General features: G+C 61.4%; 20 protein-coding genes and 1 tRNA gene. 11 read left to right on the forward strand and 10 right to left on the reverse strand.

Going from position 1 to position 21690, the window contains the following annotated elements; translation table 11 throughout:
- Positions 1–14 precede the first annotated feature (14 nt).
- The 6 genes from ACFPQ5_RS02730 to ACFPQ5_RS02755 all read left to right on the forward strand — a co-directional run bounded on the left by ACFPQ5_RS02730 (position 15) and on the right by ACFPQ5_RS02755 (position 3967).
- Positions 15–206, forward strand: a complete 192-nt coding sequence (locus tag ACFPQ5_RS02730) for a 2-hydroxymuconate tautomerase (protein WP_034303223.1) — start codon at positions 15–17, stop codon at positions 204–206.
- Between the two features lie 2 nt (positions 207–208).
- Positions 209–1045: an alpha/beta fold hydrolase gene (locus ACFPQ5_RS02735; RefSeq protein ID WP_034303221.1), complete on the forward strand. Its 837-nt coding sequence runs from the start codon at positions 209–211 to the stop codon at positions 1043–1045.
- Between the two features lie 47 nt (positions 1046–1092).
- Positions 1093–2268, forward strand: coding sequence for an MFS transporter (locus ACFPQ5_RS02740; RefSeq protein ID WP_379751691.1), 1176 nt, complete (start codon positions 1093–1095; stop codon positions 2266–2268).
- A tRNA-OTHER gene (locus tag ACFPQ5_RS02745) sits at positions 2257–2359 on the forward strand. Before ACFPQ5_RS02740 ends, ACFPQ5_RS02745 begins: the two co-directional genes overlap by 12 nt.
- A gap of 57 nt (positions 2360–2416) precedes the next feature.
- A complete protein-coding gene (locus tag ACFPQ5_RS02750; protein WP_379751693.1) occupies positions 2417–3271 on the forward strand; it encodes a hypothetical protein in 855 nt (284 codons plus the stop codon).
- 123 nt (positions 3272–3394) lie between these two features.
- Complete coding sequence (locus ACFPQ5_RS02755) at positions 3395–3967, forward strand: hypothetical protein (protein ID WP_051516974.1); 573 nt, start codon at positions 3395–3397, stop codon at positions 3965–3967.
- 8 nt (positions 3968–3975) lie between these two features.
- Here ACFPQ5_RS02755 and ACFPQ5_RS02760 read toward each other — a convergent pair whose 3' ends face one another.
- Together ACFPQ5_RS02760 and ACFPQ5_RS02765 are read right to left on the reverse strand one after the other, a co-directional pair.
- Positions 3976–6936 carry a Tn3 family transposase gene (locus tag ACFPQ5_RS02760; protein WP_379751695.1) on the reverse strand — a complete coding sequence of 987 codons (2961 nt, stop codon included), beginning with the start codon at positions 6934–6936 and terminating at the stop codon, positions 3976–3978.
- Between the two features lie 107 nt (positions 6937–7043).
- Positions 7044–8012: a DNA-binding protein gene (locus ACFPQ5_RS02765; RefSeq protein ID WP_219881137.1), complete on the reverse strand. Its 969-nt coding sequence runs from the start codon at positions 8010–8012 to the stop codon at positions 7044–7046.
- Between the two features lie 186 nt (positions 8013–8198).
- Here ACFPQ5_RS02765 and ACFPQ5_RS02770 point away from each other — a divergent pair, with 186 nt between their 5' ends.
- Entirely contained in the window at positions 8199–9215 is a 1017-nt protein-coding gene (locus ACFPQ5_RS02770; protein WP_136223455.1) for a tyrosine-type recombinase/integrase, read from the forward strand.
- 146 nt (positions 9216–9361) lie between these two features.
- Here ACFPQ5_RS02770 and sorB read toward each other — a convergent pair whose 3' ends face one another.
- The 8 genes from sorB to ACFPQ5_RS02810 all read right to left on the reverse strand — a co-directional run bounded on the left by sorB (position 9362) and on the right by ACFPQ5_RS02810 (position 15989).
- Positions 9362–10000, reverse strand: a complete 639-nt coding sequence (gene sorB / locus ACFPQ5_RS02775; protein ID WP_262836180.1) for a SorB family sulfite dehydrogenase c-type cytochrome subunit — start codon at positions 9998–10000, stop codon at positions 9362–9364.
- An 11-nt stretch (positions 10001–10011) separates the two neighbouring features.
- The gene (gene sorA / locus ACFPQ5_RS02780; protein WP_379751828.1) at positions 10012–11211 is read right to left on the reverse strand and encodes a SorA family sulfite dehydrogenase catalytic subunit; all 1200 of its coding nucleotides are present in this window, start codon (positions 11209–11211) and stop codon (positions 10012–10014) included.
- Between the two features lie 119 nt (positions 11212–11330).
- Positions 11331–12725 (reverse strand): YVTN family beta-propeller repeat protein, encoded by a 1395-nt coding sequence (locus ACFPQ5_RS02785; RefSeq protein WP_379751698.1) that lies wholly within the window; start codon positions 12723–12725, stop codon positions 11331–11333.
- 2 nt (positions 12726–12727) lie between these two features.
- On the reverse strand, positions 12728–13180 hold the full coding sequence (locus ACFPQ5_RS02790; protein WP_136223449.1) for a DUF305 domain-containing protein: 453 nt from the start codon (positions 13178–13180) through the stop codon (positions 12728–12730).
- Complete coding sequence (locus tag ACFPQ5_RS02795) at positions 13177–13974, reverse strand: anti-sigma factor family protein (protein WP_034303912.1); 798 nt, start codon at positions 13972–13974, stop codon at positions 13177–13179. Before ACFPQ5_RS02795 ends, ACFPQ5_RS02790 begins: the two co-directional genes overlap by 4 nt.
- Positions 13971–14477, reverse strand: a complete 507-nt coding sequence (locus ACFPQ5_RS02800; RefSeq protein WP_034303913.1) for an RNA polymerase sigma factor — start codon at positions 14475–14477, stop codon at positions 13971–13973. Before ACFPQ5_RS02800 ends, ACFPQ5_RS02795 begins: the two co-directional genes overlap by 4 nt.
- A 28-nt stretch (positions 14478–14505) precedes the next feature.
- Positions 14506–14934, reverse strand: a complete 429-nt coding sequence (locus tag ACFPQ5_RS02805; RefSeq protein ID WP_034303915.1) for a nuclear transport factor 2 family protein — start codon at positions 14932–14934, stop codon at positions 14506–14508.
- Positions 14935–15014: 80 nt separating this feature from the next.
- On the reverse strand, positions 15015–15989 hold the full coding sequence (locus ACFPQ5_RS02810) for a LysR family transcriptional regulator (RefSeq protein WP_379751701.1): 975 nt from the start codon (positions 15987–15989) through the stop codon (positions 15015–15017).
- A gap of 55 nt (positions 15990–16044) precedes the next feature.
- Between ACFPQ5_RS02810 and ACFPQ5_RS02815 the strand changes: the two genes are divergently transcribed.
- From ACFPQ5_RS02815 to ACFPQ5_RS02830, 4 genes are all read left to right on the forward strand, one after another.
- Positions 16045–17061, forward strand: coding sequence for a YeiH family protein (locus ACFPQ5_RS02815; RefSeq protein ID WP_075791083.1), 1017 nt, complete (start codon positions 16045–16047; stop codon positions 17059–17061).
- Positions 17062–17219: 158 nt separating this feature from the next.
- Positions 17220–17396, forward strand: coding sequence for a Tn3 family transposase (locus ACFPQ5_RS02820; protein ID WP_136223706.1), 177 nt, complete (start codon positions 17220–17222; stop codon positions 17394–17396).
- Between the two features lie 113 nt (positions 17397–17509).
- A complete protein-coding gene (locus ACFPQ5_RS02825) occupies positions 17510–18460 on the forward strand; it encodes an acyltransferase family protein (protein WP_379751704.1) in 951 nt (316 codons plus the stop codon).
- A gap of 964 nt (positions 18461–19424) precedes the next feature.
- On the forward strand, positions 19425–21686 hold the full coding sequence (locus ACFPQ5_RS02830) for a copper-transporting P-type ATPase (protein ID WP_379751706.1): 2262 nt from the start codon (positions 19425–19427) through the stop codon (positions 21684–21686).
- Positions 21687–21690 lie beyond the last annotated feature (4 nt).

A 21690-nucleotide genomic window follows, 5' to 3' on the forward strand; every position in this document is an offset into this window, starting at 1 on the left:
CAAAGGAATTCATCATGCCGTTCGCTCAGATTTATCTGCTGGAAGGCCGGACCGAGGAACAGAAGCGCGCCGTCATCGAGAAGGTGACGCAGGCGCTGTCCGAGGCGGTGGGTGCGCCGAAGGAAAACGTGCGCGTCTGGATGCATGACGTGCCGAACACCAATTGGGGTATCGGCGGCGTCAGCGCCAAGGACCTGGGGCGCTGATCATGACGACCAATCCGAACCCAGAAATCGGCAAGACCGTCGTTGCCAACGGCGTCAAGACGAACTACCACGAGCAGGGCGAGGGAGCGCCGGTGCTGCTGATCCACGGTTCCGGCCCGGGCGTGACCGGCTGGGCCAACTGGCGCCTGACCATGCCGGCGCTGGCCAGACAGTTCCGCGTGCTGGCGCCCGACATGGTGGGCTTCGGCTACACCGAGCGCCCGGCGGGCGTCCAATACAACATGGACACCTGGGTCAGCCACATCATCGACTTCATGGACGCGCTGGGCATCGAGCGCGCGCACGTGGTCGGCAACTCGTTCGGCGGCGGGCTGGCGCTGGCGCTGGCGATCCGCGCGCCGCAGCGGGTCAACCGCCTGGTGCTGATGGGCAGCGCCGGCATCGCGTTTCCGATCACCGAGGGCCTCGACCGGGTGTGGGGCTACACGCCGTCGCTCGACAACATGCGTGGCCTGCTCGACGTGTTCGCGTACAACCGCAACCTGGTCAATGACGAGCTGGCGCGGATGCGCTACGAGGCGAGTATCCGGCCTGGATTCCAGGAAGCGTTTTCGCAAATGTTCCCGGCGCCGCGCCAGCGTGGCGTCGATGGGCTGGCGAGCCCGGTGGAAGCAATCCGCGCGCTGCCGCACGAGACCATGGTGGTCCACGGCCGCGAGGACAAAGTAATACCGCTGGAGAGCTCGTACCAGCTGTTCGGGCTGATTCCGAAATCGCAGCTGCACGTGTTCGGGCAGTGCGGTCACTGGACCCAGATCGAGCATGCGGCGCGCTTCAACCAGCTGGTTGGCGACTTTTTCGCCGAGGGGGAAGACTGACGGAAGTACCAGCTCATCAGGCGCCGGCGGCGGCCACCACGATTCCAGTGACGGCCATTCTGTGGCTGTCGCTGGCGGCGTTTTGCAGCGCGATGTCGTCGCGCGTGGCCGACGCCCAGCTGCCGAACCTGGCCAGCGAGTTCAGCGTTTCGCTGGGCGTGGCATCGGCGGTCATCACCTGCTTCGCCATCGCATGGGGTGCGTCGCAGCTGTTCTTCGGCCCCCTGGGCGACCGCTTCGGCAAGTACGTCGTGGTCGGTTGGGCCTGTGTGGCCTGCGCGTTCACCGCGACGCTATGCGGGCTGGCGCCAAGCTTCCCGATGCTGCTGGGTGCGCGCCTGCTGGCGGGCGCCACTGCCGCCGGGACCATTCCCTTGTCGATGGCGTGGATCGGCGATGTGGTGCCTTACGAGCGGCGCCAGCCGGTCCTGGCGCGCTTCCTGCTGGGGCAGATTGGCGGCTTGTCGTGCGGCGTGATGGTGGGCGGACTGGCGGCCGACTACCTGGGTTGGCGCGCGCCGTTCTTTGGCATTGCGCTGGCGTTCGCCGCACTCTCGGTGGCGCTGCTGTCGATGAACCGGCGCCTGCCCGAGCGCGCGCGCCAGGTGCGCAAGGCGGAAGGCCACGCGGTGCGCCGCATGCTCGCCGAGTTTGGCCATGTGCTGTCCTCGCGCTGGGCGCGCGTGGTGCTGCTGACGGTGTTCGTGGAAGGCGCGTTCGTGTATGGCGCCTTCCCCTTCATTGCTTCGCACCTGCATCGCCTGCACGGGGTATCGCTGTCGAAGGCCGGCAGCCTGGTGATGCTGTTCGGACTGGGCGGGGTGCTGTTTGCGACGACCTCGGGCATGCTGGTCAGGCGCCTTGGGGAAGTGGGCCTGGCACGCTGGGGCGGGACGATTCTGGGTGCGGGCTTGTTGCTGGCGGCGCTGGCGCCTTCGTGGCCGTGGGCGATTCCCGGATGCCTGTTGGCCGGGCTTGGGTTCTACATGCTGCATAACACCTTGCAAATCAACGCCACGCAGATGGCGCCGGAACGGCGTGGCGCGGCGGTATCGGCCTTTTCGTCCTGCTTCCTGCTCGGGCAATCCGCCGGGATGGCATTGGCGGGGGCGCTGGTGGAGGGGATCGGTACCACGACGGTGATTGCGGCCGGCGCACTGGGGGCAGTGGCGGTGGCGATGAATTTCGCGCGGCTGCGGGCGCGCAAGCTGGCGGCTGGTTGAAGAAAATGGGTTTCTCACAGGCCTGGGCGCGATGTTGATCAGGATTGAGCTCGCAACGATTGGGCTGGTTCGATCCCAGCCAGCCGCACCACCCAAGTTCGCCTTGAACCGTTTGCATCAATAAGTTGTTGAGAGGTTTGCAGGCGAGTTGCAGCCGAGACAGAAGCAATCCGATGTACTGTCGCGCGTCTTTGCGCTGGACGCGGGCGCAGCGGCGCAATGGCTGTCGCTCGCGGTCGAACTCTGGCGTGCGACTCGGCCCGATTTGCTCTGTGCCTTGGTGCGTCATTGCTGGGCTTGGACCGCTGGAGCCAATGGGATAGGTTGTGGACCCGATGAGGAGCCAGGCGACCTGTCGTTCGAGTGGAACGATGCCTATTTCACAGCCGCGCTCGCAGCAGCGGTCTCGATCGGCGACGGGGGAATTGAAGAGTATGTGCTTAAACCCCTCGCTCAATTGCCGGAAGAGCCATTGTTCGATGCCATGGAAGCTGTGCTGCATGCGTTGGATCCGCTGTGGCTGGACGGCAAGGTGGTGTCGGACAGCACAGCCGTATCAATCCGCGAGACGCTGGCGCAGCAGCTCGTGGCGACCCAGAGATGGCGCCGCTCGGCATCCAAGTGCTCCTCGGGAATAGAACTTCATGTTGCCGGAGCGGTTGCTGCGATGTTCATGGGGCAACACAACATCGGACGAGGCCCTTGCTGCTACGTTCACCCCCTTGGGGCCGCGCGTACTGCCTTGCTGCTGTCCTTGCTCACGCCATTAACGGAGCAGGCATCCGGGTCTATGTTCGTCGCTTTCGCATTCCTCAGCCTGCTGGAGGTCGAGCCGCACGCGGATCGGCTGAAGTTCATGGCACGTGCAGTGGTGGCGTGGTGGCAAATGCAGGGCGCAAATGCCGAGTTCTGGATTGAGTACGGGGTCGGGGAGCGCGTCTGCAACTGGGTTGGCAAGGCGGTACTGGGGCGAATAGGGAAAACGGAAAAAATCGGGCGCTAAGGCGATTTGGCCGAGCATATCGCCCGCAAACCATTCCGCGCAGTCGACTTGCAAACGCCCTGACCCTATACTGTATAGTCGACATTTATGACCGGGGGCGGTCTTTGCTTGGAAAAATAAAAGATGTCGAACGCGCAGCTGATGGCAGTAGTCGAGGTAGACAAAGGAGATCGGATAATTTGTCAGCGCGACGGCTGTCGCCACAGCGTGTACAAACGCATCCACATCGTGCGGGAGAATGGGCGGTTCACCGTCCTCGGCTCCGAGTGCTTCAAGCTCCTATACGGCTCCTATGACACCGGGGCGGTGCCCGTTTATGGATCAAGCGCTGGCCAGCTTCTTACCGACGCCGAGCGTCAGCTACTAGCCGAAAACACTGAACGCTTCATTGCCATGCTGGAGGTACAGCGGCTTCAACTGGAGCATGCCCGAGCACTGGATTTACGCGCTAGACAAGAAGAACAGCGAGAGCGCGAGGAAGCTGCACGAATTATCAGAGGCGCCTCGGATGCGCTGCGTGACGAAGAACGCAATGCTCAGTCGCCTGCCCTGGAAAACTGCCGCCGGCAATACCCAGGGCTCAATCTGGCCACACCAGGCTGGCAGGGCTTGGTTTATTTAGAGAAGCTAAGAATCTTGCGTGAGGGGCGGGGGAATCGATTCACGCAGCCGCGAACTGAATCTTCCCTTTTCTAGAATATTTCCTACTCTTGGGGCTTGCGCAGCTCCCTGAACCCGCCTTCGGCTATACGCTGCTGGCGCCACACATAGTCCCCGGTCAGGTTGATGTGCTCCCAGCCCAGCGGTGACAAAAATTGCAGCATACCGTCGTCTGGCAACTTGCCTTTCTCACGTAAGGCCTGCGTCGCCCGCTCCAGGTAGACCGTGTTCCACAGTACGATTGCGGCCGTCACCAAATTCAGGCCGCTGGCGCGGTACCGCTGCTGCTCAAACGACCTGTCGCGGATCTCGCCCAGCCGGTGGATGAATACCGCCCTGGCCAGCGCATTGCGCGCTTCGCCTTTGTTCAAACCGGCGTGTACGCGTCGGCGCAGCTCGACGTTCTGGAGCCAGTCCAGGATAAACAGCGTGCGCTCGATCCGCCCCAGCTCGCGCAGCGCGATCGCCAGGCCGTTCTGGCGCGGGTAGCTGCCTAACTTGCGCAGCATGAGCGACGCTGTGACGGTGCCGTGCTTGATCGAGGCGGCCAAGCGCAGCACGTCGTCCCAGTGTGCGCGCAGGTGCTTGACGTTCAGGCTGCCGCCGATCATCGAGCGCAAGGCGGGGTGATCGCCCACTTTGGCCGGCACGTACAGCTTGGTGTCTCCCAGATCGCGGATGCGCGGCGCGAAGCGGAAACCCAGCAGGTGCATTAGCGCGAACACGTGGTCGGTGAAGCCGGCGGTGTCGGTATAGTGCTCCTCAATGCGAAGGTCCGATTCGTGGTACAGCAGGCCGTCGAGCACATAGGTCGAGTCGCGCACGCCGACGTTGACCACTCTGGTGCTGAACGGCGCGTACTGATCGGAAATATGGGTGTAGAACAGCTTGCCGGGCTCGGCGCCGTACTTGGGGTTGATGTGGCCCGTGCTCTCGGCCCGGCCGGCCGCGCGGAAGCGCTGGCCGTCCGACGACGACGTTGTGCCGTCGCCCCAGTGCGCAGCGAAAGCGTGCTTGAACTGGGCGTTGACCAGTTCAGCCAGGCCGGCCGAATAGGTTTCGTCCCGGATGTGCCAGGCCTGCAACCAGGACAGTTTCGCGTAAGTGGCGCCGGGACTCGATTCCGCCATCTTGGTCAGGCCGAGGTTGATGGCGTCGGCCAGGATCGCGGACATGAGGAACGTCCGGTCCTTGGCCTGCTCCCCGCTCTTAAGATGGACAAAGTGGCGCGTGAAACCGGTCCAGTCGTCCACGTCTATCAGCAGTTCGGTGATCTTGATCCGGGGAAGCATGCCGCTGGCGAAGTCAATCAGCGCCTGGGCCTCGTCCGGCACCACGGCGTCCTGTGGGATGATCCTCAGTCCTGTCTCAGTAATGATCGCATTGGGCAGTTCGTTCGTCAGCGCGAGCCGGTTGGCGGTGGCCAGTTGCTGTTCGAGCAAGAGCAAGCGGTCGTGCAGGTACTGGTCGCAGTCCTGGTTGACCGCGATCGGCAGCTCGCGCGCTGATTTCATCGCCCCGAACTTTTCCGTGGGTAGCAGGTATTCCTCGAAGTCCCGGAACTGGCGCGAACCCTGCACCCAGATGTCGCCCGACCGCAACGAATTCTTCAGCTCCGACAAGACGCAAATCTCGTAGAAGCGGCGGTCAAGACCGTCGTCGGTGATGACCAGGGGCTTCCACCGCGCCTTCACGAACGCGATCGGCGCATCGTCCGGCACCTTGCGCGCCCCGGTCATGTTCATCTCGCGCAGGACGTCGATCGCGTCCAGCACCGCTTGCGCCGCCGGCGCAGCTTTAAGCCGAAGCACATCGAGGAACTCAGGCGTATAGCGCCGCAGGGTGCTGTACTGCTCTCCCACCAGGTGCAGGTGGTCGAACGTCTCGGGCTGGGCCAGTTCTGCCGCCTCGGTCACGCTTTGCGTGAAGTCTGTCCACGGCAGCACGGCCTCGATCGCGGCATACGGGTCCATGCCGGATTCCTTGGCCTCGACCAGCGCGCGCCCGATTCGGCTGTACAGGCGCACCTTGTCGTTGATGGCCTTGCCCTGCTTCTGGAAGTCCTGCTGATGCTTGTTCTTGGCCGCGCTGAACAGCTTGATCATGATGCGGTCGTGCAGGTCGACCAGTTCGTCCGTCACGGTGGCCATGCCTTCGATGGCCAGCGCCGCCAGTGTCGCATAGCGCCGCTCATTCTCGAACTTCGCCAGGTCGCGCGGCGTCATCTGCGCACCCTCGCGCGCCATCTTCAGCAGGCGATTCTGGTGGATCTGGCGGCCAAGCCCCTCCGGCAGTGCCAGAGACTGAAACACCTTGAGCCTTTCGATGTGTTCGCGCATGTAGCGGGAATTGGGCTTGAGCGGAGACTGGCGCAGCCACACAAGCCAGGTGATGCTCATGTCAGGCGCCACGTTGAGCAGGTTGTCAAGCGAGCGCTTGTGGTGCCGCTCCAGCGGATCGATCAGCGCGCGGTAAATGCGCCAGTTGGCCCGCGTCACGGCCTCGGCGCAGGCCCGCTCGATGACAGTGAGCGCCGGCAGGATGATGCGCTTCTGGCGCAGCGTTTCAAGGGAATGCGCGGCGAGGACCATCGCCTTGTCGGTCTGCATAGCGAGGTCGGCCAGGCTGTCCACCAGCTTGCGGAAGTCCGGCAGGCCGAAGACTGACAGTCCCAGGTAGGCGCGCAGCTCGTGCAGGTGTTCGTTGCGCGTCTTCTCCCGCTCGCCGTATTCCGGCCAGGCGCCGGCGTCGCTGCGCACCTGCTTGGCGATCCAGTGCAACACCGAATCCGGCAGCGCGGTGTCGCTGGCAAGCGCGTAGCCGGGATAGCGCAACAGGCACATCTGGACCGCAAACCCAAGGCGATTCGCTGCCCCGCGCCGCTGCCGGATCAACGCCAGGTCGGCATCCGTGAAGCTGTATTGCTGAATCAAATCATCCTGACTTTGTGGCAATACCAATAAGCTGTCGCGTTCGGTATCGGACAGCAGTGAGCGGCGTGGCATTCGGTCCGATCCTTCGCTGAAAGGTTTGTGTGGTGCGCCGGTAGAAGGATCGCCCTGACAATGGTTCGCATCATTCGAACTCATTAAATTTAAAAAGGTAAAGCGCTTTACGTTTTTGTCTTCCGTGTTTTCGGACTGGCTGCGGCGGGTTTCTTTTTCAAATCCGCGTTCTCGCCCTCCAGCTCGCTAACGCGAGCCTCCAGCCGCTCATTCGCCTGGTGGGCATGCTCCAGGCGTTCCACCACCATTTCCAGTTCAAACTGCCTGCTGCTAGCTAACTCGCGCGTCGCCGTCAGTCCTTCCGTGGCCTCGTACAGCTTGCGGGCTTGCTCCCTGGCCGCGTCTCGCTGCTCGTGCAATGTGTGTTCCAGCTGGGCCTTCTCGCTCCGCAGCACGGCCAGCGCCTCGCGGCCGTCCTGGAAGTTGGCGCGCAGCGTGGCCGCCTCCTGTTCGGCGCGGGCAATCCGCGTTTCGTAGGCGTGCTTGTCATCCTGCCGCTGGGCCGCGCTCGCCTCCTGGAAGTGCTCGAACTGGCGCCGCGCCTGCGCCAGCTGGTCCGCCAGCTCCCGGACCTCGGCCGTGCGGTCGGCCAGGCGCTGGGCCTGCCCCGCCTTTTCTGATTCCAGGGCGGCGATCGCCACCGCATCTTGATGCCGGGCAGCCTGCTCGCGCGCGAACGCCGCCATTACGCTGTGCAGTTCGGCTTTCAGGGCTTCGCGCTCTATGCCAAGCTGGCGCACCTCTTCGCGCAGCGCCTCCGCCGCTTGTGCGACTTTATGTGCCGCCAGCTGGTGCTCAATGCGCAGCTGCTCGACCTGAACCTGCGCGCCTACCTGCACCCGGTCGTAGACGCCCTTGATCGCCTCCAGCAGATCGGCCGGCACGCCCGCGCCCGCCGCCGCGACCTCGCCTTCGTGCTGCGCCTTCCATTGTTTAAGCATTGGCGCGATCGTGCTCTTGCTGCCGGTGCCGCCCAAGGCCTCGCGCACGGTGTCGACGGTGGCGTTCTTGCCGGCGGCGGTCAGCTGGGCGGCCGCCTTGGCGACGTGGGAGTACAGGATACCGGCTCTGGCCATGATCGCTCCTTGGATAAGATAACGTGCGGTGTAATACGTAATGGTACGTTATATTACGATATAAAATCGATCCGAAATGAGTGAATAATTAGGCTCGATAATGTAGATTATCGACACCGATGCCGATCCGCAGCGTGCTATCCTGCCGTAACCCCCGTTACAAGCCCGACCGCGAGCAACACAGCCATGGCCACCCCCGAACCCGCCGACAACGGCGCCGAAAATAACGATGCACACCCAGCGTCGGCGCTGCACTCTGCCGTTACAGCTGTGGACGCCGTGCTCGCAGCCCAGCACCGCGCCGTCCTGGCCGCCGCCACGGCCGACAACACGCGCCGGGCGTACCGGTCCGCCGTAAACCACTACCTGGCGTGGGGCGGCGTGTTGCCGGCCGACGAAGCGGCGATCATCCGATACCTGCTCACCTACGCGCCGACCCTCAATCCCCGCACCTTGGCGTTGCGCCTGACGGCACTGTCGCAGTGGCACGTCCACCAGGGCTTCCCCAATCCGGCTTCGACACCGACCGTGCGCAAGACACTGACGGGGATCGCACGCACGCACGGCCGCCCGAAGAAGAGGGCCAAGGCCCTTCCAATCGAGGACCTGGAACGTATCGTGGTGCAGCTGGTCAGCGCCGGCACGTTGAAGGCGACGCGCGACAACGCACTTTTGCAGATCGGTTTTTTCGGCGGATTGCGGCGCAGCGAGCTGGTCGCCATCGAGGTCGGACATATTGGCTGGACACCCGAGGGCATCGAGATCATGCTGCCGCGCTCGAAGACTGACCAACTGGGCGAAGGGATCATCAAGGCGATCCCGTACAGCGACGGCCCTTGCTGCCCGGCGGCGGCGTTGCGCGCCTGGCTCGACGCCGCCGACATCATGGCCGGACCGGTGTTTCGGTCTATCAGCAAGTGGGGGACGGTGGCCAGCACCGCTCTGGGCGTGGGCAGCGTGAATACGATCCTGGAGGATTGCGCGACACTGGTCAAACTCGACTACGTGCTAGACCTGTCTAGTCACAGTCTGCGGCGTGGCATGGCCACCAGCGCGCACCGCGCCGGCGCCGACTTCCGCGACATCAAGAAGCAAGGAGGCTGGCGCCACGACGGCACGGTCCATGGCTACATTGAGGAGGCCAGCCGGTTCGAGGATAACGCGGCCGGCAGTCTGTTGCGTAAGCGGGTCAAACCGGCCTGATTTGTCTCAGCGCCCGCTTGCCCGTTGTTGAAAAGCAGCACCGGCCGGCCCCCGGCTGTGCCGGGGCGAGCGACGGCATGGCGCGAAGCACGTCCCCGGCGGGCATGCTCAGTAAAGGCGTCTACAGGAAGGGGATGGCATCAAATTCATTGCGCCAGGACATAATGCGCCAAGGCCATCGCTTCGCCCTCGCTCAGTTGGGAGAAAGCTGGCATCGGTACAGGCCCCCATTTGCCAGCGCCGCCCGCTCGAATATTCCTCGCCACCAGTGATACCGCGTCTGCCTTGCCCTTGTACTTTGCCACCACTTCCTTGAATGCCGGCCCGACGACCTTTTTGTCGATCGAATGACATCCCATGCAAGCATTTGCGGCAAGCAACGCTTTCGTATCGATTGCTGCGGTGGCGCCGGCCTTCGGTGCAACTGCAGCTGGCTTTATCGCCGCGTTCGCAATCGGCACTGCGTTACTGCGTTCGGCACCGTAGGTCTTGACCAGGTAATCGACCATGTCCGGGATATCCGCGTCTGAGAATTGCGCACCGAACGGTTTCTTCATCTTTCTCACCGTGGCATCCCAGTAGCCGCGCGGTGATGTCGTGGGCTGCGACTGGATGTAATGGACCGAGTGACATGTCATGCAATTGCGCTGGGCCAGCGCATATCCCGGCAACTGGCTGGGTTTGAAGACAGCAGTTTCAGGCGGAAGCTGAATGTCGAGGGCGAAAGCTGGGGCCGCAGGCATCAGGCTGATGGTGAACAGAGAGCAAATCAGTGGATGTTTCAATTTAGTTCCCCTTATACCGCGACGACGCGCGTCGATTCGACCACATTGCGCATGTAGCCGGCAGGATTCCACAGGGCGCTCGCCGGTTGGCCTTGACCGATCCGGTTGACCGCTCGAACCAGCAGTTCGTGGTTTCCTTTTTGTTTCGGCGTGAACGCCGCGCTCCACTCTCGGAAAGAGTAGCGCCCCAGGTCCTTGCCCAGTTGTGCAGCTTGCCAATTCTTGCCGCCGTCAGATGAAAACGCCACTTCATTCACGCCGTAGCCGCCGTCGAACGCAATCCCGCGCACCACAGTCTGGCGCCCGACCTTGACGTGCATGCCGTCCGTCAGGCTGGTCACGAACGAGCGCACGTTGAGGCGATTGATCGGGACGGTCTTGGTCGGCGCCTTTCCCGGCTCGGTACAGGCGCACTGATTGTCGGGGATGCGATAGGCCGTGCTCATCCAAAATCCGTCGAATACCTTGTCGGTCACGGTAATGTCGGACAGATGCTTGACCCAATAGGTGCCGTAGTAGCCGGGCACCACCAGGCGCAGTGGGTAGCCATTCAACATCGGCAGATCGGCACCGTTCATTTGCCAGGCCAACATGACTTCGCCGTCGAGCGCATGGTCGATATTGAGCGCCTTCATGAAATCGGGCCCGTCGCCAACGGGCGGCGTGTCAAGGCCGTTGAACGAGACCTGTACCGACCCGGCCTTGACGCCGGCCTTTTCCAGCACCTTGCGTAGCGGCACGCCAGTCCAGCGTGCGTTGCCCATGGCACCATTCGATAGCTGGCCGCCGTTGGCGCGCGGCGACAGGTGGCCGCGGCTGTTACCGGAACACTGGTTCACGGCAACCAGTTCGGTGGCGTCAGCCATTTGCTTGAGGTCGGCGAGCGAGAGCTCCAGCGGCGTATTAACATTGCCGCCGACTTTGAGACGGTATGTTTGCGCATCGATCGCGGTGGGAATGCCGCTCCAGTGATATCGGACGAAAAACGCATCGTTCGGCGTAATCACCGATTCGTTGAACACACTGAACGGAGTTTCCAGCTGCGGCGGACGGGCGGTCAGCAGGATCAGCGGCCGCTTTTGAGGATACACGACCAGTTCGCGCTTGCCGTTTTCAAACGGCAGCGTGACGTGGCCTGCCTCCGCCGCGAGCGCGCTCAATACCGGACTGCCGAACACGCCGGCGGCACCGAGCGTGCCGGCCTGCCTCATAAAGGAACGGCGCCGCAACGCCTCCGCCGTCAATATCAACGAGTTCTTCGCCATACTGGTCTCCGTTATTATTGTGAAATCGGTTAGCTCGATACTGCCACAGTATTGTCGTGATTTGCTTACTGCACGCTACTCAATACGGCTTTTTGTGGATCGACGGCCACGTCCCCTTCCATCACCAGGATGCGACTCGCCGTCGCGGCCTTGTCGTTGAGGCTGTTGCTCACGGCGCGCATCGGTCCGATCGCAGTGCCGTTTGCCATGCCCATGGGATTGGTCTTGAAACTGGCTACAGGTGTAGCTTGGCCAGTGACGTACACGCTATAAACGGTTTGTGGCCTGAGCTTGAACAGCGAGACTTCCAGCGAGTCCACCACGCCCAGGTTGCGCGCCACAACAAAACCCTTGGCCTCGCCGGCAGCGGGTTTGAGGGCGATGTTGATCGGCTCACTGTTGGCGCGCGGGACCAGGTTGGTAATGCCGTCGCCGTGCGGCACAGCGTTCGAGACATACACCAGTGCCTGCGGCGCCTGGCCGACCGGTACGCGCGCAATCACCTTGTTGCTCGCGCTGTCGATGACATCGACAGCGTCGCCGTTTTCCAGTCCCACATACAGACGGGTGCCGTCGTCGGAGGTCCAGATGCCGTGAGGCAGTGCTCCGGTCGGGATCGTTGCGACGAGCGTTGGCATGGCGTCGGTGGTGTACACCTTGACGACATTCTCACCGCCGATCGTTACGTAAGCACGGGTGCCAGCCGCAGTCTTCGCGAACGCCAAGTGGTTAGTGATGAAACCGGTGTCGATAACGCCCTTTACTTCCAGGCTGGCAGTATCGATGCGCGTCACTTTGCCGGCATCCTTGTGCGTCATCCACATTTCCTTGAAATCAGGGGTGAACTGAAGGAACGGCGAGAACGGGCTGACGACCTTAATGTGCTTGATGACCTTGTGCGACTTCATGTCGATCACGTCGACCACGGGATTGAAGCTGGAGACGACGAACGCCAGCTTGCCGTTCGGCAGGAACTGCACCATGCCGGGGCCGGCGGTCGTCTCGATCCGCTTTTTCTCCTTGAAGGTGACCGGGTCGATCACCGAGATGTAGTTCTCACCGCGTACCACGGCCCATACCTCGCGTCCATCCGCTGTAAAAAAGCCTTCATGCGGCGACCGACCGATGTAGGTGATGCCTTTGACCTTGTTGGTCGCCGTATCGATGAATGCTACCGAATTGGAACCGTTTGAAATGGCAATCAGGGTCTTGTGGTCGGGCGAAAAGCCCAGGCCATGCACATTGATCTCGCCCTTGTACAGCGGCGAGAGCACATCCGGGCGCTGGTTGCCCAGTTTGATTTGGCCGAGCAGCCTGTTGGTCGCAGGGTTGATCACCGAAACGGTATTGGTATTCTGGTCAGCGGTGTAGACGCGGTCTTGCGCGCCTGGAGCGGCAAACGCGGAGGCGGTGAGCAGGCTGCTGAGGGTCAACGAGAAAACGAAGTGACGGATTTGCATGATTATTCTTTCTTGGTGATCGAAGTGGGAGCAACTTTTTCCTGAACCGATTGGTAGCGCTGCAGCCAGGCCTGCATAATCTTGATTTCGTTTTGCTGTTCCGTGATGATGCCTTGGGCGACGTTGCGCAATTCAGGATCCTTGGTGGTGAGCAGCAGCGCCTTCGCCATATCGATTGCGCCCTGATGGTGCGGAATCATCATCGTCACGAAATCATGTTCCGCAACGCCATTCATTGGCGCGCGCTTCATGCCGTCATCCATGACGGCCATGGCATCGTCCATCAGCGCGGCAAACGGCTTGGCCGTGCTGGCGATAAATACGGGGGGCTTTGCCGCTGCCGACTGGCCATGATGGTGGGGCATGGCCTGTCCGAGCGCACTAGCGCCAATGAGGGCGGCAACGGCGAACGTGCCCAAGCGTCGATAATACAAAGGCCGGTTGATCAGGGTCATGACGGTTTCTCCAGTTGGTCGTACACGGCGGTGGCAACGCGCGCCAGTTCGGCCTTGTTAGTTCCAGCCGACAGCGCATAGCCGAATTTGCCGTCGATCCAATAAAACACATTCACCGGTCCCTCCTGTGCGAAGCGAAAACCCGTGTCCTTGTTGTGCGCCTGATCGGTCGACACGTACAAGGTGAGGCGCTGTCCGGTCGCGTCGTGGTACATGAACTGCGCCACCGCGCCCTGGGCGCCAGGCAGCAGGCGACCACCGATCAGCTCGTAGCCGAGTTTGCCCAGCCGGGGTGGCCGAATTGCGGTGCCGAGGCGTTTGGACAGCCACGCCACCAGTTGCTCTTCCTGGTCAGCCCCGATTTCCACCGGCCGCTTGACATCCGGGCTATAGACAACGTGGGCGATTGCGGCCTGATGGGCCAGGCCGGCAACGTACAGCGCCGGCCTGGCTTGCATGGAATCACCTTGGGCGTATTGAATCTCGCCTGCCTGCTGGCCATGCAGTAACCACCCTGTCGTGCCGCTGAACAGGGCGATGGCAAGACCGGCTACCAGCCGCTGCCATTGCCACTGGCGCGGTCGCGCTGCGCTTAAGCGCTCCGGCACCGCTTCGTCGAGCACGGGATTGAACAGCGCGCGCAGTTCTTCGTTTTGCGCTGTATAGGCGCGCAGCCGCTCCGCCTCTTCCGGGCGCTGCGCCAGATAGGCGTCGACTTCGAGTCGGCGCGCGGCAGGCAGCTTGCCGTCGACGAAGGCGTGCAAGTCGGCTTCCGTGATGGGTAGGGTATTCATTTGACCACCTTCAAGGGGGCGATGTACGCTCTCCCTTCCATATTCGCGCGCATTTTTTCACGCGCGCGCGACAGGCGCGACATGACCGTACCGATGGGAATCTTGAGCGTTTGCGCGACGTCGTCGTAACTCATTTCTTCCAAGGCCACCAACAGCAGGATTTCACGCTGTTCCTCTGGCAGAGCACGCAAGGCCGTTTCCATGTCGCGCAGTTCGAGTCCGCTTGAAGGACTCCCGAGTGCCGTTGCCATCGATGTCTCCTCGTTGAGCGTTTCAGTTAGCACGGATGGCCGCCGCACCTGGTCGATACGCAGGTTGTGCATGATGCTGAACAACCATGCGCGCATATCGCTACCACCCTCCCATGACGTCAATCTCGCCCATCCGCGCTCGACCGTGTCCTGCACCAGGTCGTCGGCGCCTGACCGATCGCCGACCAATGCCCGCGCATAGCGGCGCAGACGGGGAATGCAGGCCAGCAACTGGTCGCGAGAATTGGGCATGGCTGTCACTGGGGTAGTGGTCGATTGATCAATACGCTGCAGCGGTCAGTTTCGGATCAATCTGCCAGGTTTCGTTGACCAGCTTGCCATCGCGGTAGGTCAGTACATAGCGCACATTGACCTGTGCCTTGCCCTCGAACTGCACCTTGGCGACGATCGTCGCACCCTTTGGGTTCGCCGATTCCTCCAGAGCAAGCACGGTCACGCGCGCCGGCCCGACAGCCTTGCCGAACTTTTCCCAGGTGGCGCGAATGGCATCGGCGCCGGCGTACATGCCGTCGAGCGGCCCGCCGACCCATGTCAGCTGGGCGTTGTCGGCATAGCCACGCATGATGATGGATGTGTCGCCCGCGCCAATGGCGCTGAAGTGAATCTGCGCAGCATCGCTCGACGGGCTGGCGACAGCGCTGCCGATCGAAGCGATAGCGAGGATGGCGGCGAAGGTGGCTTGTTTCATGAAATTCTCTCTGGTTGGGTCAGTCGGACGCAAAAACGGGTGTTATCGAGGTGAACGGATCTGCGGCGAATTTATTCCATCTATTTCAAATTAATTTTCGCAGGCGTTTCGTCGCGCGCTATTTGGGAGAGGCGGATCATCGCTTCCAGTGCCAGAGATGCCTTTGTCTTGTACCGTTCGGGATGGCGCAACATGTAGAACGCGCGCTCCGGCAAGTCGATGTTTGCTTTCGCCATCAAACCTGCCCGCAGATGCGAGGCTACTACCAGTTCCGACATGGCGGTGGCGAACTTGCCGGCCATCACAGCGGAGCGGACCGCTTCGTTGGACGGCAATGTGAGTGCGATATCGAGTGCATCGAAGTCGACATGCATCGCCCGAAGTGCGCACTCGAGCGCCGAGCGCGTGCCGGACCCCTTTTCGCGCAAGATCCACTGTGCCTCAAGAAGATCCGCGTGCAGCAGCCTCCTCCCTGAAGCCCATGGATGGTGCGCTGCGACTACAGCGACGATCTGGTCGGATGCGATGGCATCGACCGATAGTGTCGGCTCGTCGATGGCGCCCTCGACAAAGCCAAGGTCGGCGCCCCCCTGAAGCACTGCTTGGGCGACATTATGGGTGTTATCGATGGTCACGCTCAGTGCGATCGCCGGATGCGCTTGGCGAAATTGCACGAGGTACTCGGGTAGCCAATAGCTGGCGATAGTCTGACTCGCATGAATGGTCAGCGTGCCACGTTTCATTCCACCCAGCTCGGCCAATGTCAGTTCGGCGGCGCGCGCGCTGGCGATCGTGCGGCGTGCTTCTATCAGGAAAATACGGCCCGCTTCGCTGATCTCGATGCCGCGGCCGACGCGATTGAATAGGGCAGTACCATAGCGTTCTTCCAGCACCTTGATCGAAGCACTTACCGCTGAAGGGGTGAGCGCCAACACTGCGGCGGCCTGGGTCAAATGCTGTCGCTCGGCGACTTCAACAAAAATCCGCAATTGTTCTAGTGTCATCTGATTGTTCAATTCTATTGAACGATATATCCGATATTGTAAGATGGACATAACAATCTGTCGACTTGATAATCGTTCTATTGAATTCGAGAATCAGGAGCGGCAAATGGTCAAGCAACCACTAAAACTCGTTCGCAACGCGCTGCCAGGCTTGGCACTTTGCGCTGTGGTTACTGCGATAGCTTACGCAATGGAAAACATCGAAAGCGCTTTATTTGGCCACGCATGGCTCGAAAGCCTGGTGCTGGCCATTCTTCTAGGCACCGCCGTGCGGACGGTGCATCGGCTCGATACTCGCTTCGAAGACGGCATCCAAGTCGGTGCGAAATTATTGCTGGAAATCGCGGTCGTGCTGCTGGGCGCTTCAGTCAGCGCCGGTGCGCTGCTCGAAAACGGCATTGGTCTGATGAGCGGCATCGCGGCAGTGGTCGCCATCGCGATTGCGCTCAGCTTTGCCCTTGGCCGTGCTTTTGGTCTGCCACGCAAGATGGCCATCTTGATTGCCTGCGGCAATTCGATTTGCGGTAACTCTGCCATTGCCGCGGTGGCCCCGGTTATCGATGCGGATGGAAAGGACGTCGCTGCGGCGATCGCCTTCACTGCCGTGCTTGGCGTTGTCGTGGTGCTGGTGCTGCCGCTAATGGTGTCACTGTTGTCGTTTTCACCAACGCAGTTCGGTGTCTTTGCCGGGCTGACCGTCTACGCGGTGCCCCAGGTGCTGGCCGCGACCTCATCGATATCGCTTAGCAGCGTCCACATCGGCACCCTGGTGAAACTGGTGCGGGTGCTGATGCTGGGCCCAGTCGTGCTGGTACTGTCGCTGATTGGTCGGCGCGAAGGTGGTCGTCGTCCTGCGCTGTCGCATATGGTCCCGTGGTTCATCGTCGGCTTTTTGCTACTGCTGACCTTGCGCTCGTTCGGCGCCATTCCAGAGGCGGCAATTGCGCCGATGCACGTGACGGCGAATTTCCTCACCATTATGTCGATGGCCGCACTCGGACTCGGCGTCGATGCGCGCTCAGTCATGCGGGCCGGTTGCCGGGTCGCCGCAGTTGTCGTGTTGTCGCTGCTGGCGTTGGCAGTCATCAGTTTTTTCCTGATAAAAATGCTCGGCATCGTTTGAAGCACTGCCCGATTAGCGGCTACCGTTAGAAATCGAGGATCTGTATTTTTTTAATACGAGAAACTTGGTGGTATTGCAGAAAGTTACAGTCTGATACGCTTGGCAAGCAGTCGCGCAATGCGCTTGCCAGAGCGGTCTTGATTCATCGCTTAGGTGATATGTGCGACCGCGGCTTAAACCTGGTGACGGGCGCCATCGTTCTTTGGCATGCGGTGTTTCTGGAGCGGGCGACACAGGTTGCGCGCGGTCCTGGCAGCTCCCCGACGCCAGTATGCTGCAGTTTCGTGTCCTCGTTGGCCTGGGAGCACATCTACGGGACCGGATATTACATTTGAAGGAAGAGCAAGAAGGTTGATGAGAAAAATATCGGCCGCTGCGGACTTCAAGAATCGGTAACAGGGCTTAGCGCCCGATTTTTCCCGTTTTCCCTATTCTCCCCTATTTGGCCGTGATCGTGTTCTTCGTGCTCAGCGGCTGGCTGGTAGGAGGCAGCTTGCTCAATCGCCTTGACACTCACCGGGCCATTGCAAATTACGCGATCGACCGGGCGACGAGATTATGGATCGTGCTGATACCGACTTTTGGCGCAATGCTGCTGTTCGGTCTCGCGACGGCGGCGCTCGATCCCACCCGTTTGTCGTTCGGCCCTGACAACGCTTATTCGGCGGCTGCCTTCTTTGGGAACCTCGTCGGACTGCAAAATATTCTCGTGCCCGAGTTCGGCGGAAATTTCCCGCTGTGGAGTCTGGCGAATGAAACCTGGTATTACGTGCTATTCCCCCTACTTGCCATGCTTTTCCGTACACGGTCCGCCCTGCAGGGAGCGCTGATCCTGATGGCGCTCGCGGCTATCGTTCACTTCCTCGACAGCGCAATCCTTCTATACTTTTCGATCTGGCTGCTCGGGGCAGCGTTCTCGCGCGTGCGAATTGAGTGCGGCGCATTCCTGCGCTGGGCCTTATTCCTCGCTCTCGTGGCCACGGCAGTCGGTATCCGCCTGAAAGGCAGGAACGACATCACGGTGGACAGCTTTCTCCAGTATCTGCTTTTCAGCGCGATCTTCGTGCTTTTCCTGTCAAGCATGCAGTACAAGCGTCAGCGTACCCGCTCGATCGAACTCACAAGCCGGATCGGGCTTTTCTTCTCGGAGTTCTCGTTCACGCTGTACGTCCTACATATCCCGCTGATGGCAGCGTTCCTGCATTTTGCCGCACCCGTCCTTGGCCACGGGCGACTGGACCCGAATCGGCCAATGCATTTGCTGGTGTATCTGCTCCTGTATCTTGGGCTCGTCGTCGGTGCATATCTGTTCCACATGCCCTTCGAAGCCAAGACTTATCGTGTCAGGGAATGGCTTAAGACGATGTGGTTTGCCCCCAGCCGACCGGCGAGGGCGTAAGCGAGGAACGGCGCCTTGGCAATTATGGCCATCATTGACCGGATCGTAGTGGATTTTGCTGCGGCCGAGCGACCATCCCGTTTCGGCCAGCGCGCCGATGCCCGAGATTGGTAACCGCGGCAGGCCGGCGCCGGGCTTTCGGCATGTACCAAAGCGGGCTCCAACATCTGTGGAGATGGCCCCAGTACACAGTGGGAATCTCAGCGTTCTTGCCGACGCGCTAGTCGAGTTGCCGCACAGGGCCTTGAATCACCGTATCGTGCGGCAATGCCATTTTCATATGTGCTAAATTCGGCCGTATGAGTAAGCGTCTGCGACATTTCGTTCTATGGCTGTTGATGGCCTGGCTGCCTGTCCAAGGTATGGCAGCCGCCGTGATGCGGCCGTGTGCCATGGCGCACCGTGAAATGTCCAATGCTTCAGTAAATGTTTCCGAACCATGCAACGAGTCAGCAATGGCAATGGAAACCAAGGACATTCCGCAGGTCGATCTGCGGGGCAGCGAAGTGCATGATCACTCCACGCAGAGCTCAGCGCACAAGCATTCATGCAGCCACTGCGCTGGCTGCACCTTTGGCGCGTTCGCGCCCCCCTCCGTCGCCGCATTCGCGTCAACAGCCGCTCCGTCCAGCGACGTCCCTCTTCCGTCTTCCGACCCGTTCACCGGGTTCATCTCCGCTCGTATAGAGCGACCTCCACGTTACGCGGCCTCTTTCGCCGGCTGAACATCATTCCAGGAAGCGCACTCCGGCATTAGCTTGCTGTCGCTTACCCCGGCGGTTTGGTATCTGCACGCCTTGCCGGCGTCGCAGGTTGGATCGCCAGACCATGTATTGCCGGACGCACAAATGCTGCGCGCAGAACGGTGCGGCGCCGTATGCCCCAATCGGAGAACCGGTGAGGATTCCGGTGGTCCACCGAGCATTGGCTGGGGTTTCCGGCTCTTGCTCAAGGGAGGAGGATTATGAAGAACCATTCTATGCACGACCACCAGCACGAGCATGAGCACAGCCATGCCGATCGCCATCATGAACACGCCGCATCTTCAGTTGGGGTAGCGGAACCCCGACGGGACGCCAACCTTGGCGAAAATCCTGCCGGAAGCATGTTTACATGCCCAATGCATCCGCAGATCCGTCGCGACGCGCCGGGGAATTGCCCTATCTGCGGCATGGCCCTCGAACCGGTCATGCCGGCGCTGGATGAGGGCGAAAGCCCGGAACTGGCGAATTTCAGGCGCCGGTTCTGGGTAACTTTGCCTTTGACGGTCATCGTGACGGGGCTGGCCATGGGAGCCCATCAGTTTGTACCTGAGGGGCTGCCCTACCAAAACTATATTGAATTGGCGCTAAGTTCCCCGGTCGTGTTGTGGGGAGCGGCGCCGTTCTTCAGGTTAGGTGCCCAGTCCGTAGTTAACCGAAGCCCAAACATGTGGACCCTGATCAGCCTGGGCGTGCTGGCCGCCTTCCTCTACAGTGTGGTAGCAACCGTCGCTCCGCACCTGATACCGGAGCAATTCGGGTCGCATGGCCGAGCCAGTGTGTACTACGAGGCCGCGGCTGTGATTGTGTCCCTGACTTTATTGGGGCAAATATTGGAATTGCGTGCACGGTCCCAGACCTCCGCGGCGATCAAGTCGCTGCTGGGCATGGCGCCGAAAACTGCGCGCCGGATCGGTTCGGACGGAAACGAGGAGGACGTCCAGATCAGCCACGTGCACGTGGGGGACATGCTGCGAGTACGCCCTGGCGAGAAGGTGCCAGTCGACGGCCAAGTCATCGAAGGGGCAAGTGCGGTTGATGAGTCCATGCTGACAGGCGAGCCCGTTCCAGTAGTGAAGCAACCGGGCGACAAGGTCATAGCCGCGACGCTGAACACGAACGGTAGCCTGGTGATTCGCTCCGAGCGCATCGGCGCCCAGACCGTCCTGTCCCAGATCGTGCAGCTTGTTGCTCAGGCACAGCGCTCGCGGGCGCCGCTGCAACGTCTCGCAGACCAGGTCGCCGGATACTTCGTGGCGGTCGTCGTCATCATTGCCCTTTTGACGCTTGTCGGGTGGGGCCTCTGGGGACCAGGGTCGAGCTGGACCTACGGCTTCGTCAACGCCGTCTCCGTGCTGATTATTGCGTGCCCCTGTGCCCTGGGCCTGGCAACACCCATGTCGATCATGGCCGCGACCGGCCGCGCGGCCACTCAGGGTATCTTGTACCGGGACGCTGCCGCGATCGAGGCAATGCGCAAGGTAAATACCCTGGTCGTCGACAAGACCGGCACGCTCACCGCAGGAAAACCGGCCTTCGACCGGGTGCTGGCGGCCCCGGATTTCGACCCGGACGAGGTGCTGCGCATTGCGGCCAGCCTGGACCAGGGCAGCGAGCACCCGCTTGCTGACGCGATCGTTACAGAGGCCCGGCGTCGGCAAATGAGCTTGTCGGCATCCGCGCAGTTCGAGTCGTCCACTGGCATCGGTGTCACCGGCACGATCGACAACCGCCGCGTCGCACTGGGGAACACCGCCCTGATGCAGGCCGAAGGTGCTAACGTCGACCCGCTGGCCGCCGAGGCGGATAGTCTGCGCCGGGAGGGAGCCAGCGTCATGTATTTGGCGGTCGACAAACGCTTTGCCGGGTTAATTGCCGTGTCGGACCCGATCAAGGCGTCGACGCCGGAAGCCCTGGCAAGCCTGCGCCAGTCCGGCCTGACCATCATCATGGCAACCGGCGACGGCGTGGCGACGGCCGCCAGCGTGGCCGGCAAGCTCGGTATCCAAGAATTTCATGGCGAAGTGAAACCGCGCGACAAGCTCGAGCTCGTTGAACGCCTGCAAAGGCAGGGCAAGATCGTCGCGATGGTGGGCGACGGCATCAACGATGCGCCGGCACTGGCCAGGGCCGACGTCGGCATCGCGATGGGGACGGGGACCGACGTCGCGATCCATAGCGCCCATGTGACACTGGTAAAAGGCGACCTGCGCTCGATCGCGCGAGCACGCGAGTTATCGGTCGCGACCGTGCGCAACATGCGGCAGAACCTGGCTTTCGCTTTCGTCTACAACGCACTTGGCATTCCGTTGGCCGCCGGACTGCTGTTCCCAGTCACAGGTCAATTTCTTTCGCCAATGATCGCGGCCCTGGCCATGAGCCTGAGCTCCGTATCAGTCATCACCAACGCGTTGCGTCTGCGCGGCGGCACCAAGGCACGCAGCTTACCAACACCAAGTGCTTAATTAA

This window comes from Massilia suwonensis (assembly GCF_042655665.1).
Taxonomy (GTDB): domain Bacteria; phylum Pseudomonadota; class Gammaproteobacteria; order Burkholderiales; family Burkholderiaceae_D; genus Telluria; species Telluria suwonensis.